Raw genomic sequence first — 15,428 nt, forward strand, 5'->3', positions numbered from 1 at the left:
GGTGATGATGAAAAATTTAATTTCTCAAGCTCAGGTTTGGTGGAGCAGCATCTCGCAGCGTGAGCAGCGTTTGGTCATGGGATGTGGCGCTATTGCCGTTATCGGTATTATTTATTGGGGTTTATTACAACCAATGAGTCAACGTGCGGAGCTAGCTCAGTCACGTATTCAAAGTGAAAAGCAGTTGCTAGCTTGGGTACAAGATAAAGCGGATGGCATCACTGCACTGCGAAAAAGCAGCGGTGTGAGCTACTCTAGTCAACCGTTGAATCAGTTAGTTTCTTCTTCAGCTCGTCGTTATAAAGTTGAGTTGATTCGAGTACAACCTCGTAATGAGAGCGTTCAAGTGTGGATCAAACCACTCGCGTTTAATCAACTAGTGGATTGGTTACGTTACTTGAAAGAGCAACAGGGTATTGAAGTCGAATTTTTAGATATCGACCGAACAGAGCAAGCGGGCATGATCGATGTAAACCGCCTTCAGTTTAAGCGAGGTTAAGGTGAAGCGAGCAGTACTTTACGTTGTTATCTTTATCGTCTTTTTTTCAGTCAGTCTTTTAATGGGATTACCAGTCTCTTGGGTGTTACAACAAGCACCAACAGTGAGAGGCCTGGACATTCAAGGAGCCAACGGTTCGGTATGGCAAGGTCAAGCTGCTAGTATTCGTTGGCAGCGCCAGAACCTTGGAGAAGTTAATTGGGATTTCCAATGGTCGAGTCTACTGACAGGTAAAGCTGAGTTTGCTGTGCGCTTTGGTCGTGGTAGTGAAATGGACGTTCGTGGGCGCGGTTTTGTCGGCTATAGCTTAAGTGATGGCCCTTATGCCAAAAACTTAGTTGCCTCGATTCCGGCGGTAAAAGTTGTTGAGCAAGCGCGCCTCCCTGTGCCTGTTGGTGTTGATGGGCAGCTTGAGCTGAATATTCGTCATGCGACTTATGCTGCGCCTTGGTGTAAGAACGGTGAAGGCACTTTAGTATGGAATGCCAGTGGTATTCAAAGCCCCGTTGGCAGCTTAGATCTCGGTCCTGTGATTGCCGATATAAACTGTCAGGATAGTGTATTGACGGCAACTGGTGAGCAGAGCAGCAAACAAGTCTCTGCGGCGTTTTCCGCTGAACTGATGCCTAATCAACGGTACTCAACCAAAGCGTGGTTCAAACCTGGTGCAGAGTTCCCATCCAGCATGGGGGAGCAACTGAAATGGTTGGGTAAGCCGAATGCTCAAGGTCAATATGAGTTTAATTACCAAGGGCGCTTCTAACCTATCGTGACAAAATCCAATATCTTAAAAGAGCTGCTATTGTGCAGCTCTTTTTGCTTTTGGATCATCGTAAGCTAAAACCTCTATTCGCTGTACATTGGGAATGAATGGAAATTTAAAACCATGATTTTTAATTGATTTGTTTTCTTTCGTTCAGCTTTACAGGCAATTGGAACATAGTAGGCCAAATACTCCAAGTGCTGTACAGAAGGTCAAAAAGAAAAGGCCACGAAGATATTCGTGGCCTTTCTATTGCTAGAATTTTGTGCTCTAAATTTTACCGATAGGGCGCTTAATCTTTGCGTTGTAAAATCTCATTCCAAGGTAAATCCGCATCACCAAGAACAATAAAGTTCGGGTTTTCTAGTGTTTCCCGCTCGTTATATGACAGCGGTTCTAATTGCGTGCTGAGAATACGTCCGCCAGCTTCTTCAACAATGCATTGTGTCGCAGCGGTGTCCCACTCACCTGTTGGACCTAGTCGGAGATAGCAATCTACCGCCCCTTCCGCGACGAGGCATGCTTTCAATGCTGCAGAACCGAGCGGTATTAAGTCGTAATTCCAGGCGCTGCTCATACGGTTAGTAATACGATTGATGTCTTGGCGACGACTAATAGCAATTGCGATGCTTTGCTCTGGCTGTTCGTGTTTGTGTGTATGGATTTTGACGCTGTCCGACATGTCGGGAATTTTCCAGGCGCCTTTGCCATTATAAGCGTAGTAAGTCACGCCAGATACAGGGCCGTAAACGACGCCCATGGTTGGTCGATTGTTGTCGACCAACGCAATAATAGTGGCAAAGTCACCACTGCGAGCGATGAATTCTTGAGTACCATCAAGAGGGTCGACTAACCAATAACGTTCCCACTGAGCGCGTTGCTCTAAGCTTATGTCTGCGTCTTCTTCTGACAACACGGGAATGTCAGGCGTCAGATCACTCAAGCGTTCAGTGATGAACTTGTGAGCTGCAATATCCGCACTTGTTACGGGAGTTTCGTCACTTTTGGTGTAGGCCTCGTATTGCTTCTTTTCATATATTTCGAGGATCATTTGCCCAGCACTGCGGGCAATCTCGATGACTTGAGGAAGTAGGTGAGATAGATCTTTTGTCATTGGCATAAGTGATAGTCCTTACTCACAGTGTTATTCGGTTCTAATGACCGTTATTGGTTATGCTTGTGAGTGGTGTTTGGTAAGTGTTTCAGTGCCAACATTAGCGCTGTGATGCTTCGTGCTTCACAGAAATCCATGTGAGTTAATAACTCTTCGGCTTGCGCAAGTGGCCAACGCACAATTTCCAGTGGTTCAGGCTCATCGCCTTCTTGCTTCTCTGGATAAAGCGCCTGTCCTAAAAATAGAGTCATTTTGCTCGAAAAGTAAGATGGCGCGAGGATAACTTGTTTCAACGGGGTTAACTGATTACAGCCAAAGCCGATTTCTTCTTTTAACTCACGATCCGCAGCTTGGTGTGGTGTTTCTCCTGGGTCAATCAGCCCTTTTGGGAAACCTAGCTCGTAACGTTCAGTTCCAGCGGCGTATTCACGCACCAGTAATAAATCGCCTTGTTCTGTTACAGGGACTACCATTACAGCATCTCGTCCACTTGGCTTCATACGCTCATAAGTACGATGCTCACCATTGGAAAAACGAAGGTCGAGCGCTTCCACAGCAAACAGTTTGGATTTTGCAACCGTCTGGCATGAGAGTATCTCTGGTGGGGTTCGTTTCGGCATGACGCTGGCTCCTTGGTGTCGTTGGCGTTTACGAGATGCGTAAGATTCTTAATATATGAGAACTCCGCCTGAGTTTCTAGCGGATTTTACGAGTCGAGCTAAGCATCTCAGCATCACCTCAGTATCGATACAAAAATGGGAGACCGAAGCCTCCCATTTTCTGACAGTGTTTACTCTTAGTAGTAAGAGTGATCACCACGGTCATGTTCTGTAGCATCACGAACTGCGGTTAGTTCACCAATGAACTGGTTTAGCAGCTCTTTCTCGATGCCTTCTTTTAGTGTTACGTCAACCATAGAACAGCCATTACAACCGCCACCAAATGCAACAATCGCAACACCGTCTTCAGTGATCTCAACCAAGTTTACGTGACCACCGTGGCCAGCAAGTTGTGGGTTCACTTGAGTTTGGATAACGTACTCAACGCGCTCAACCAGTGGTGCGTCGTCCGCAACTTTACGCATTTTAGCGTTAGGTGCTTTTAGCGTTAACTGAGAGCCCATTTTATCGGTAACAAAATCGATTTCAGCGTCTTCAAGGAATGGCAGGCTTAGCTCATCAACGTAAGCTGAAAAACCGCTGTAAGAGAGTTCAGTGTCGGTCGATTCTACTGCTTCTGGTGGACAGTAAGACACGCCACACTCAGCGTTTTGTGTACCTGGGTTCACAACGAAAATACGAATGTTAGTGCCTTCAGGTTGTTGACCTAAAAGGTTAGCGAAATGCGTTTGCGCAGTTTCTGTAATAGTAATATTTGACACGACGAATACCCGAGTAAATTTGTAGGTTACTGCTGCTATTCTACTCTTGTTGACGTATGGGTCTAGTCTTTTTGATGCTAAGGCATGGCGAAGCGATCTAGAGAGAACGAGGAGCAGGTGTTCTGCAGATGCAGTAAATATCGATGCTTTCTACGCCAACTTCAAGTAGTAAATGACATAATTGTCGGACGGTACTGCCTGTGGTGACTACATCATCGACGATGGCAACATGGGAAGAGTGAGGGCGCTTATTGAGAATAAACGCGCCTTTTAAGTTTTGTTCACGGCTTGTTTTGGTATTACCACGCTGTGATTGGGCGAGCCTTACTCGACGAAAGACCTTCGCATCAAAATTAGTCTGCAATTGCTTGGCGAGGTGTCGGGCTAAAACATCACTTTGATTAAAACCCCGGCGCAGGTAACGCTGCCAGTGCAATGGCACACTGGTAATGATTGGAGCTGGCGTGGTGATGCACTGTGCCAGTTGCTCGGTTAATGCTTTTACATGCCAAGACTCTCCGTGATCTTTAAAGCGTTGTACTTCCCGTGAAAGGGGAAAGTCGTAATCGCCTAACGTGTATAGCCTTTGCCATGGCGGTGGCTTTGAAAGACATTCACCACAAATACTATCCGTACTCATTTCTTCTTTCTGTAATGATAAACCGCAGCGTTGACATCGTTTTACCGGAGTTAGGTATTTTAAACAGTGCTCGCACCAGCGCAGAGTATTTGTGTGGCTTGGTGTTTGAATAGGGAACCGACACAGGCCGCATTGACTGCTCAATACGCGATGCATGATGTTTTGCCAGTGATGAGATAACATAGCGTTTATTCATGGTGATATTTTACTCAGCCTAACGCTTGGCTGAAGCCGTAGGGAATAAAATAAGTGGGAGAGATTGAGAGCATGAGCACGAAATTACACTGGCAGTCATTTGGTCAGGGACCAGATTTGGTGTTACTTCATGGTTGGGGCATGAATGGTGCGGTATGGCAGCAGACAGTCGAGTCTCTTCAACCTTATTTCCGAGTTCATGTGGTTGACCTTCCGGGGTACGGACATAGCGCCGAATCTCATGCTGAAGATTTAGACCATATTGCTAACTTGGTGGTGCAAGGTGCGCCAGAGAAAGCGATTTGGCTTGGTTGGTCCCTCGGAGGTTTAGTGGCGACGCATGTGGCATTAAATATGCCCGAGCGCGTGGCTAAGTTGATTACGGTTGCCAGCTCACCTAAATTTGCCGCAGAAAAACCGTGGCGTGGCATTCAACCGAATGTACTGAGTGCGTTCACCTCTCAGTTGCTAGAAGATTTCTCACTGACCATTGAGCGCTTTATGGCGTTGCAAGCGATGGGCAGCCCATCAGCGCGTAAAGACGTTAAACAGCTCAAGCAAGCGGTACTATCGCGCCCTCAGCCAAACCCTGAATCGCTGTTGGTTGGGCTAAACATCCTTGCTGATGTGGATCTGCGCGATGCGTTGACGTCTCTTTCTGTTCCAATGTTGCGTCTTTATGGCCGTTTAGATGGGTTGGTGCCAATTAAAGTAGCTAACGATTTAAGTGAACAGTTGCCTCATACCCAGCAGTTTGTTTTTAATCAGTCCTCTCATGCGCCTTTTATCACCGAACATGACGAATTTTGTGTTCAAATCCGAGAGTTTGCTCACGATTGAGCAAGTGCGAGCGGAAACACCTCAAGTTGTTTAAAAAGTGGTCGATATAAAGGCTGGTGAGGTTTTATTAGCCAATAAAGCTAAGCCATATTGACGAGTTGGGCGACTCTGAGGAGGGTTCGCAATGATTGTGTCACCGACCAACGTAAGTGTGCCACTGATCGCCCCATCCGTGAATGTGCAGACGGAACAAGCAGCTCGCGACAATAAAGTCCGAGAGCCTGTAACGCCAACGGTCGCATTGGCCAAAACCAATGCAGAGCGAAAAGTAAAAGGTGACGACAAGCGCCGACGTCAGTCTTCTTGGGATCCTTCAGAGCATCCTGATTATGATATGGAAACGGAAGTCGACACGCGTTATCAAGAAGAGCCGGAAGATACACTAGAACGGCTTTTTAGTTTGCTTGCGCTCAAATCGTATAGTGAAGACCAGGGGAAAGGCTACGCGATCCGCTTTCGCTTACCAAAGCGCATTTTGGATGCTGCGATCAATGAAGGATTAATGGAAAAGCGCAGGAAGGTGATCAAGTTTCATTATGGTCATGCAGTCGCTCCCCATACCCCGTCAGAAGTGATAGCAGTATTATGACGACTCAATATCCTACTCAAACAAAAACGCTCCAAGCAGGTTGACTGATTGGAGCGTTTTCTTTTTAGTTATGAAAGCTCGTTAGCGGTGAAGCCTAGGTAAGGTTACTTTTTCGCTTTAGCAAACGCTGCAGCAAACGCACCGCCCATCGCGCTGTTCGATGACGAATCATCACGGCGAGGCTGACGACGCTGCGGTTGGTCATTACGACGCGGCGCTGCTGATGAGCGTTGGCTGCGGTTGTCTTGACCCGGTTCGTCGTTCATACGCATCGATAGACCAATACGCTTACGCTGCACGTCAACTTCCATCACTTTCACTTTGACGATGTCGCCAGCTTTCACCACTTCACGTGGGTCAGACGCATAACGATCTGTCAGTGCAGAAATATGCACAAGACCATCTTGGTGAACGCCGATATCAACGAAGGCACCGAAGTTGGCTACGTTAGACACCACGCCTTCTAGAATCATGCCCGGTTCCAAGTCAGATACCGAGTTTACACCTTCTGCAAAGGTCGCCGTTTTGAATTCTGGACGTGGGTCACGACCCGGCTTATCCAGCTCTTTGATGATGTCTGTAATGGTTGGAACGCCGAAGTTATCGTCGGTGTAATCGACCGCATGCAGACCTTTTAGGAAGCTAGAATCACCAATTAGCGCTTTGATATCTTTGTTGTTCTTTTCAGAAATCGCTTTGACCACTGGGTACGCTTCTGGGTGAACCGCAGACGCATCAAGTGGGTTCTTACCATCCATAATACGCAGGAAGCCCGCACACTGCTCGAACGCCTTAGGACCTAAACGAGGTACTTTCTTCAAGGTTGTACGTGCTTCGAAGCGACCGTTTTCATCGCGGAAGTCGACAATGTTCTGCGCGATGGTGCTTGATAAGCCTGCTACGCGCGTCAGTAGCGCCGCAGAAGCAGTGTTCACATCAACACCAACCGCGTTTACACAGTCTTCCACAATCGCATCTAGGCGTTTTGCCAACATAGATTGGCTTACATCGTGCTGGTATTGACCCACACCAATAGATTTCGGATCAATTTTCACGAGTTCAGCCAATGGATCTTGCAAACGACGTGCAATCGACACTGCACCACGCAGTGATACGTCCATATTCGGGAACTCTTTTGCTGCAAGCTCAGACGCTGAGTAAACCGAAGCCCCCGCTTCACTTACGATGATCTTCTGAACTTTCAGGTTGCCACGTTTGATGACGTCTGCGACAAAGCTGTCGGTTTCACGTGAAGCCGTACCGTTACCAATCGCAATCAAATCCACGTTGTACTTACGCACCAACTGCTCAACGATTTGTGCTGACTTGTCGTATTGTTTTTGTGGTGGGTGAGGGTAGATGGTTTCGGTTGCAAGCACTTTACCTGTTGAGTCGACAACCGCGATTTTTGAACCTGTACGCAGACCCGGATCGAGACCAAGTGTTGCACGAGGGCCAGCCGGTGCTGCCATCAACAAGTCTTTTAGGTTAGTGGCGAATACTTCAATCGCTTCGATTTCAGCGCGCTCTTTCATTGCGCCCATTAGCTCGGTTTCCATGTGCATCGATACTTTGATGCGCCATGCCCAGCTGATCACTTGCTTACGCCAGGTATCCGCCGGTGCGCTGCTTAGCGTCACGCCATAATGGTCGGCGATAATCGTTTCGCAGTAAGACTGACGAGCGCCTTCTTCCTGTTCTGGATCAGCATTCATTGCCAATGTCAGGAAGCCTTCGTTACGGCCACGCAACATCGCCAGTGCGCGGTGCGATGGCACTTTGCTTAGGGGCTCGTTGTGGTTGAAGTAATCTTTAAACTTCTCGCCTTCTTGCTCTTTACCTTCAACGACTCGTGAGACCAGTTCCGCATTGCGATTTAAGTGGTTGCGAATTTTTTCCAGTAAGTTTGCGTCTTCTGCGATGCGCTCCATGATGATCGCGCGAGCGCCATCCAATGCAGCTTTGGTGTCTGCGATGCCTTTGTCTGCATCAAGGTATTTGCTTGCTTCGCGTTCTGGCTCGGTTTGTGGATGATTCCAAAGTTGATCTGCGAGTGGCTCAAGACCAGCCTCAATCGCGATCTGACCTTTCGTACGACGCTTGGGTTTGTAAGGTAGGTATAAGTCTTCAAGACGAGTTTTGCTGTCTGCCTGCGCGATCTCTTGTTCTAGCTCTGGCGTCAGTTTGCCTTGCTCTTGGATTGATCTGAGGATGGTTTGACGGCGATCATCCATTTCACGAAGGTAAGACAGACGGCTGTCCAAAGTACGCAGCTGGGTATCATCAAGGCCCCCCGTCACCTCTTTGCGGTAACGTGCAATAAAAGGGACAGTGTTGCCATCATCAATTAGGGTGACAGCGGCGTTGACTTGCTCTGGGCGAATATTCAGTTCTTGAGCAATCATGCGACAGATAGCTTGGCTCATCCGTGTTTTCTCTTTTAATTCGGTTTTGGTTGTATAGAACATTGGGGTCATTCGAAGAATTTGCAATGTTTTAAATTAACGAGGCAAAAATTTACCGGGCGCTGGTGGACATCAGTCAGATTTATGTCAAAACTGTAATTAAATTGAGAACTTATATCCGCAGTTATCGACTAACCTAATTCCACGGTTGTTGATATCACTAAATGTACCTCGGCTTATACGGATAATCATGATGAAAAAAATGTCTTTGGCGTTAGCGCTTACGAGTGCCTTACTTGCCGCCCCGCTTAGTTGGGCGCAGTCTATCTCAGGAACCACACAAGCTCCCGTTTATCAGCTCGATAACAAATTGGTACTAGGGCGTGTGGAGAGCGTCTACTACAGTGACATTCCGGAACTAAAAGCGGTGCCATTTATTGGCAAGATTGATACTGGTGCAGATACGACATCGATGCATGCGGAGAATATCCATGTCAGTAGCTCACACCCAGATTACCAAGATTTGAAAGATAACGAGTTACTTTGGGCGATTGTCGATGACTTAGGTGGTACGAAGGCAAAGTGGGACGCCGACAGCTTTAAGCCATATCAAGTAAAGGTTAGCTTTACGGTTCCTCACCCTTATACAGGGAAGGAAATACAGATTACCGATGATCTGGAAAGAGTGAGCGCGATTCGCAGTCGAACAAGCAAAAAGCCCATCCTACGCCCGACAATAAAAATGCCGATGACAATCGCTGGTCACACCGTTGATACGGAAGTGAACCTGACCAAGCGTACGCAATTCTCTTCTCCTATCTTGATTGGTAAAACTTATCTCGATGATAACGCATGGGTCTTCGCTGGTTACGATTATCTTCAAGAACAGCCAAGCGCAAAAATGATTGGCAAAAAAGAGACGGTTGAAGTCGAAGGTGTGCCATATAAGATCAGCATCTCAACTTCTAGCCGTTATACCAACGTCCATGCACTGGACATCAAGGTAGACAAAAAGCATAACGAAGTCTCTTTTATGTTAGAGGGCGAGAATGGCAAGCGTCATCCAATGACATTACCCTTGGTACGAATGTTGAAAACGACCAAAAGCGAGCGTCCTTTAGTCTATTTACCCGTCAAAGTCGGCGAAAATGAAACTCAACGTTGGTTGGTGTATCTGCGTGATCGCAGTAAGTTCAGTTCGCAAATTCGCTTAGGTCGGGACGTTGCGAGTCAGCACTTTGTTATTGATACGGACAGAGAAAATCTATTGGGTGGCGTAGAAAAAACGTTCAAAAGCGCACTCAAATCAAAACCTCTTGTCGTTTCACCAGAAGAACAGGTCACCATTGATGGTTATACCGTCCCTGCTTACCCCACTTTTACTGTGAAAACGCCATTACTGCGTGTAAATGGGTTTGAAGTAACAGAAAAAGGTAAGGATGAGTCCGTCACGTTTTATTTAATGAACGATGAGGGGAAAGAAGAAAAAATCACCAAACCAGTGTTGAAAAAGCTCAAGGTTGGCAGCGCGGTTCGCCCTGTTGTTGAAGGAGACTTTCTTCTCGGTAGGAGAGACACATCAATGAAGTTTGCGCTCGATGTGCTTGATGAGGGTGACACTCAACCCTTTTTCGTCTTTGGTCATGACATAGCCAAGGGTGGTGTGTTGCTGAACACTCGCGCAGACCATCTACTAGATGTAAGGCCACTTTTCAAAGCTGGCCATATCGAAGTGGCGGAAGTTGAGGGGATGTCTTTCCCTGTGAAGTTAGACACGGGTGCAGATGTAAGCTCAATCAATGCTAAGAACATCAAGCAGTTTAAGAAAGACGGCAAAGACATGGTGAGCTTTACCTATGAGAACGATCTTGGCATGAAACAGGCGTTTACCAAGCCTGTTGTTGATGTCATGCGTATTAAAGCTAAGAAAGGCGAGAAAGCGAACGTACGCCCTGTGGTTGAAATGCATGTTAAGCTTGGCGAATTAGAGAAGAAGATCCGAGTCAACTTACAGGACCGAGGTCGCTTCCATTACAGCATGATTTTAGGTAAAAACTTCCTAAAACATGGCGCGGTTGTTTCGAGTGATACGAATTACATCGTGACGCAAAAACCGGATTACGAAAAGTAACACTCTGGCCGCCTTATCACCTTGATACCCAAAGCCTGAACAACATTGGATCTTTGGGTATATCATCTCCTTAATGCTGCCAAAGAGCAGCATTTTTTAGTTGAGATAGGAGTTAATTTGAAAACTAAGCTGATTACACGAGAAGGTTACAACAAACTCAAACAAGAGCATGATTACCTTTGGAATGAAAAGCGCCCGGAAATCACCAAGATCGTCACTTGGGCGGCGAGCCTGGGCGATCGCTCAGAAAATGCGGATTACACCTTCAATAAACGTTTACTCCGTCAGATCGACCGTCGTGTCCGCTTCCTTCGTAAATTCCTGCCAGAAGTCACGATCGTTGACTATTCTCCGCAACAAGAAGGCAAAGTCTTTTTTGGTGCATGGGTGGAAATAGAAAATGAGGCAGGAGAAGTGAAAAAGTTTCGTATTGTCGGGCCTGAAGAGATTTACGGCGATGCGAAAGACTACATCTCGATCGATTCACCTATGGCGCGAGCGATGTTGAAAAAACAAGTGGATGAAGAGTTCACGGTACGCACCCCAGAAGGTGAAAAAGAGTGGTTCATCAACTCAATTGAATATACTCAACCGGCCTCGGAAGACTGAGGCTTTATCACCGATTCAAGTCTCATGAAGTTCACTAGAAGTGACTTGGGTCTCAACGTCAGAATATTTGGTATAAAGGCATGGTGCCTTTCTCGGAGAAGTAAAATGAACAAAGCAGTCATGTGTAGTGCTGCACTAACAATAGGATTCTCACTTTCAGTTTTTGCTCAAGATGAAGTGAAAGGCTGTGACGCTAAAGAGTTAGCGGTAGAGCAGCAGCTTGAGTATGCAAAAGCGCAAGGTAATGAGCATCGCATTAAAGGCTTGGAGCAAGCACTTTCCGCTATCCAGAATGAATGCTCGGAAGGTGAGCTGCGCCAAGAGCTGCAAGCAGAAGTGGAAGAAAAGACTAAAGAAGTTGAGGAGCGAGAGGAAGAATTAGTCGAAGCTCAGCATTCAGGGAAAGCAGACAAAATTGAGAAAAAACGTCACAAGCTGGCAGAGGCACAGCAAGAGCTGCTTGAGGCCAAACGTGAACTGGAATGGAATTATGGTCAATAGTAGGTGCTGAAAATACCTGCTAGAGAGAGAATAAAGCGCTTAAGATAAAAAGAGTAACAATTTGCTTGAGCACGTTAGGAAAAACAGTGATACATTTTCGACAATAGACGCTTCTGAAAGGATGTTTCAATGCAAGAAAATCATAAAATTTTAGTGGTTGATGACGATGCTCGTTTACGTGCTCTATTGGAGCGTTACCTTTCTGAGCAAGGTTTTCAGGTACGAAGTGTCGCCAATGGCGAACAGATGGATCGCCTACTAACGCGCGAAAACTTTCACTTAATGGTGCTGGACCTAATGTTGCCAGGTGAAGACGGTTTGTCAATTTGTCGTCGTCTACGCCACGCGAACAATATGTTGCCAATCTTAATGCTCACCGCGAAAGGTGATGAAGTGGACCGCATCGTAGGTCTTGAGGTAGGGGCGGATGATTATTTGCCAAAACCGTTTAACCCACGCGAATTGTTGGCTCGCATCAAGGCAGTATTACGCCGCCAAACTGTAGAGTTGCCGGGTGCACCAAGCACGGAAGAAAAAGTGGTGGAGTTCGGGGAGTTCCGACTCAATCTAGGCACTCGCGAGATGTTCCGCGGTGACGAGGCAATGCCACTCACCTCTGGAGAGTTTGCTGTCCTAAAGGCGCTCGTGATGAATGCGCGTGAGCCAATGTCACGAGATAAATTGATGAACATGGCGCGTGGCCGTGAATATTCTGCAATGGAACGCTCTATTGACGTACAAATCTCACGCTTACGTCGCATGTTAGAAGACGATCCGAGCAAGCCGCGCTACATTCAAACCGTGTGGGGCCTAGGTTATGTTTTCGTCCCAGACGGCAAAGAGGTGTAATCTCTTCACTCCATAGCCAGCACTTGGCTATAGCAACTTCAGCCTTCATTACCTTCCCTTTGAAGGCTGAAATTTCGCGATTAGGACCACTAGGAACGTTCCATGCGCATCCGAAGTTCACTGACACAATCTATTCTGCTGTTCATCTCTTTGCTTCTCGCGAGCCAAGTTTTCTCTTACTACGCCGTTTTTAACTACGCGTTGATGCCGAGTTTGCAGCAGTTCAATAAAATTCTCGCCCATGAGCTCAATTTGGTGCTTGATGATGAAGGACCTTTAAAGTCTGATGCACCGTTAAGGCGTCAATTGTTAGAAAGATTAGGGGTGACGGTTCATAGTCTCGATAGCGATAAGGCGATTGAATTTCATCACGCAATGTCGATTGATTTGATGTCTGAAGAAATGAGCCAAGAGCTGGGTTCGCCCACAGAAGTGCGCTTATTGCTTGGCGATGAAAGTTACATTTTGTGGATGCACATCGAAAAGTTGCCGAACTCCATCATTCGTATTCCGTTATCTGAGCTGCAAGAAGAAGATTTTGCCCCGCTGTTTCGTAACAGCTTGATTATGGCGCTGCTGATCATTGCAGGTGGTTGGTTGTTTATTCGTTTGCAAAACCGTCCACTTTTGGCTTTAGAGAGAGCCGCGAAAGACGTCGGTCGAGGTGAGATCCCGCCCCCCTTAGCAGAGAAAGGCGCATCGGAGATTCGCTCTGTAACTCGAGCCTTTAATCAAATGTCGAAAGGTATTCAAGAGCTAGAAGAAGACCGAGCCTTATTAATGGCAGGGATTAGCCATGACTTACGAACACCTCTGACGCGTATTCGCCTAGCGACAGAAATGATGTCTCCTGAGGACAGCTATCTTGCGGAGGGGATCATTAGCGATACGGAAGAATGTAATGAGATCATCAGTCAGTTTATGGATTACCTCAAACCGGTGAACCAAGAATCGTTTGAAGCGGTTGATATCAGTACGATTGCCAGTGATGTCGCCAGTTCTGAAGGTGGTTATGAGGTTGAAATTGAAACAGATCTTAATCTTAACTTGCCGCCAGCCAAAGGAAGTGCGATTGCGATTAAGCGGGCGATCAGTAACTTAGTTGTGAATGCGCTACGTTATGGCAATGGCTGGGTCAAAATCAGCACTGGTGTGACAGCAGATAAGCAGCTAGTGTGGATTTCAGTAGAGGACAACGGACCGGGTATCGAGCATTCTCAAATCGCGAGGTTATTTGAACCCTTTACGCGTGGTGACACCGCTCGCGGTAGTGAAGGCACTGGGCTAGGGTTGGCGATTGTGAAGCGCATAATCAGCCAGCATTCAGGCTCTGTGGTGATGCGTAATCGCAGTGAAGGCGGTTTAATCGCTCAAATCAGCTTTCCTACCAAGTAAGTCGATGGCCTGCACCCTTTAAACAAAAAGCCCAACCTAAATAGGTTGGGCTTTTCTTATTCTCAATAATCTTAAGACTCTTTCACTTCCTGAGGAAGTTCATCTTCGTCTTCCAGTTTCTCTGGCAGAAGTAGATTTAAAATGATCGCTGTGATGCCACCTGCTGCAACACCAGTTGAGAAAATACTCTTAATAAATTCTGGCATAAATTGCAGGATCTCTGGTTTTTGTGCGATACCAAGTCCCATTGAGAAGGATAAGGCCATGATCAGAATTGCGCGGCGATCGAGCTCAACACGAGAGATAATACGCACACCAGCGGCAGCAATTGTACCAAACATGACAATCGTTGCGCCGCCAAGTACTGGCTCAGGAATCAGCTGAACAAAGCTAGCGACGCTAGGAAACAAGCCAAGAATCACTAACATGCCAGAAATAAAGTAACCCACGTAGCGGCTCGCGACTCCTGTTAGCATGATGATGCCGTTATTCTGGCTAAACGTTGAGTTCGGGAAGCTGTTGAAAACGGCTGCGATTGCAGAGTTTAAGCCGTCTGCTAACACACCGCCCTTAATGCGTTTCATGTACACTGGGCCTTTTACTGGCTCACCAGACACTTCAGATGTTGCGGTAATATCACCGATGGCTTCTAGTGCGGTAATAAAGAAAATCAGTACCAGCGGAATGAACAGAGACCAGTCAAACGATAAGCCATATTGCATTGGTACGGGCAGTGCTACGATCTCGGTTGCGCCTAGCTGAGAAGTATCTACCATCCCCATAAAATACGCCATGATGTAGCCCACTAGCATCGCAATCACGATTGAAGCCACACGGATGTATGGGTTTTTCGAGCGGTTTAAAATCACAATTAATCCAAGTACCGTCCCAGCCAGAGCAAGTTTGTCTAAGCTGCCGAAGGTTCCTTCATTTAATGCTGCGTAGCCACCGCCCATTGATACTAAGCCGACTTGAATCAGTGTGAGACCGATAAGAGTGACGACGATGCCTGAAACGAGCGGAGTGATGATTCGGCGGGCATGCTCCAATACGCGAGATAGGAAAATTTCTGCAAATGATGCGACTAAAATCGTACCAAAAATGGCAGCCATCATGGTGCTGATGTCTGCTCCACCGGCTTTCAGCGATAGGCCTGCACCAATAATAGGACCTAAAAAGTTAAAGCTGGTGCCTTGAACAGAGAGCAAACCAGAGCCAATTGGGCCAACGGTGCGAATTTGAATAAACGAAGACACGCCTGACGCAAATAAAGACATGCTGATGATGGTGTTCGTTTGGTCTGCAGGTACACCCAAAGACTGACAGATGATCAGTGACGGAGTGATAACCGCGACGAACATCGCCAATAAGTGCTGAAGTGCGGCAAAAATGGTTTGAGGCAAAGGTGGTCGATCGTTGAGTTGATAGACCAGTTCCGAAGATCGGTTTGAAGTTGTCATTGTTTGTCTCGCTAGTCGCAATATTTCCCTAGTTCTCGCTGAATGGGAGAGCAGGGT

General features: G+C 46.9%; 15 protein-coding genes. 9 read left to right on the top strand and 6 right to left on the bottom strand.

Going from position 1 to position 15,428, the window contains the following annotated elements; genetic code table 11:
* The first annotated feature begins 7 nt into the window (after window positions 1–7).
* Window positions 8–499: a type II secretion system protein M gene (locus R8N49_RS08330; protein WP_005383002.1), complete on the top strand. Its 492-nt coding sequence runs from the start codon at window positions 8–10 to the stop codon at window positions 497–499.
* Between the two features lies 1 nt (window position 500).
* The gene (locus R8N49_RS08335; RefSeq protein WP_017635007.1) at window positions 501–1,262 is read left to right on the top strand and encodes a type II secretion system protein N; all 762 of its coding nucleotides are present in this window, start codon (window positions 501–503) and stop codon (window positions 1,260–1,262) included.
* 292 nt (window positions 1,263–1,554) lie between these two features.
* On the opposite strand, the gene cysQ is transcribed toward R8N49_RS08335, so the two are convergent.
* The 4 genes from cysQ to R8N49_RS08355 all read right to left on the bottom strand — a co-directional run bounded on the left by cysQ (window position 1,555) and on the right by R8N49_RS08355 (window position 4,580).
* Entirely contained in the window at window positions 1,555–2,382 is an 828-nt protein-coding gene (gene cysQ / locus R8N49_RS08340; RefSeq protein ID WP_005379308.1) for a 3'(2'),5'-bisphosphate nucleotidase CysQ, read from the bottom strand.
* A 44-nt stretch (window positions 2,383–2,426) separates the two neighbouring features.
* Complete coding sequence (gene nudE / locus R8N49_RS08345; RefSeq protein WP_005379309.1) at window positions 2,427–2,996, bottom strand: ADP compounds hydrolase NudE; 570 nt, start codon at window positions 2,994–2,996, stop codon at window positions 2,427–2,429.
* A gap of 176 nt (window positions 2,997–3,172) precedes the next feature.
* On the bottom strand, window positions 3,173–3,757 hold the full coding sequence (nfuA, locus tag R8N49_RS08350) for a Fe-S biogenesis protein NfuA (RefSeq protein WP_005379313.1): 585 nt from the start codon (window positions 3,755–3,757) through the stop codon (window positions 3,173–3,175).
* 97 nt (window positions 3,758–3,854) lie between these two features.
* Window positions 3,855–4,580, bottom strand: a complete 726-nt coding sequence (locus R8N49_RS08355; protein ID WP_186584546.1) for a ComF family protein — start codon at window positions 4,578–4,580, stop codon at window positions 3,855–3,857.
* Between the two features lie 84 nt (window positions 4,581–4,664).
* On the opposite strand from R8N49_RS08355, the gene bioH reads away from it, so the two are divergent.
* On the top strand, window positions 4,665–5,432 hold the full coding sequence (gene bioH / locus R8N49_RS08360) for a pimeloyl-ACP methyl ester esterase BioH (RefSeq protein ID WP_005384724.1): 768 nt from the start codon (window positions 4,665–4,667) through the stop codon (window positions 5,430–5,432).
* 124 nt (window positions 5,433–5,556) lie between these two features.
* The gene (locus R8N49_RS08365) at window positions 5,557–6,021 is read left to right on the top strand and encodes a hypothetical protein (protein WP_005379316.1); all 465 of its coding nucleotides are present in this window, start codon (window positions 5,557–5,559) and stop codon (window positions 6,019–6,021) included.
* A 104-nt stretch (window positions 6,022–6,125) separates the two neighbouring features.
* Here the strand turns inward: R8N49_RS08365 and R8N49_RS08370 are convergent, their stop codons facing one another.
* On the bottom strand, window positions 6,126–8,447 hold the full coding sequence (locus R8N49_RS08370; protein WP_318189911.1) for a Tex family protein: 2,322 nt from the start codon (window positions 8,445–8,447) through the stop codon (window positions 6,126–6,128).
* 229 nt (window positions 8,448–8,676) lie between these two features.
* Here R8N49_RS08370 and R8N49_RS08375 point away from each other — a divergent pair, with 229 nt between their 5' ends.
* The 5 genes from R8N49_RS08375 (at window position 8,677) to envZ (ending at window position 13,911) form a co-directional block, all read left to right on the top strand.
* On the top strand, window positions 8,677–10,557 hold the full coding sequence (locus tag R8N49_RS08375; protein WP_186584544.1) for an ATP-dependent zinc protease: 1,881 nt from the start codon (window positions 8,677–8,679) through the stop codon (window positions 10,555–10,557).
* A gap of 117 nt (window positions 10,558–10,674) precedes the next feature.
* Window positions 10,675–11,166 carry a transcription elongation factor GreB gene (gene greB / locus R8N49_RS08380; RefSeq protein ID WP_005379321.1) on the top strand — a complete coding sequence of 164 codons (492 nt, stop codon included), beginning with the start codon at window positions 10,675–10,677 and terminating at the stop codon, window positions 11,164–11,166.
* A gap of 105 nt (window positions 11,167–11,271) precedes the next feature.
* Entirely contained in the window at window positions 11,272–11,667 is a 396-nt protein-coding gene (locus R8N49_RS08385) for a DUF1090 domain-containing protein (protein ID WP_017635004.1), read from the top strand.
* Between the two features lie 129 nt (window positions 11,668–11,796).
* A complete protein-coding gene (gene ompR / locus R8N49_RS08390) occupies window positions 11,797–12,516 on the top strand; it encodes a two-component system response regulator OmpR (RefSeq protein ID WP_005379333.1) in 720 nt (239 codons plus the stop codon).
* A 102-nt stretch (window positions 12,517–12,618) separates the two neighbouring features.
* On the top strand, window positions 12,619–13,911 hold the full coding sequence (gene envZ / locus R8N49_RS08395) for a two-component system sensor histidine kinase EnvZ (RefSeq protein WP_017820700.1): 1,293 nt from the start codon (window positions 12,619–12,621) through the stop codon (window positions 13,909–13,911).
* 71 nt (window positions 13,912–13,982) lie between these two features.
* Here envZ and R8N49_RS08400 read toward each other — a convergent pair whose 3' ends face one another.
* On the bottom strand, window positions 13,983–15,371 hold the full coding sequence (locus tag R8N49_RS08400; protein WP_186584542.1) for a uracil-xanthine permease family protein: 1,389 nt from the start codon (window positions 15,369–15,371) through the stop codon (window positions 13,983–13,985).
* Between the last annotated feature and the right edge of the window lie 57 nt (window positions 15,372–15,428).

It is taken from the genome of Vibrio sp. 1978, assembly GCF_033344345.1.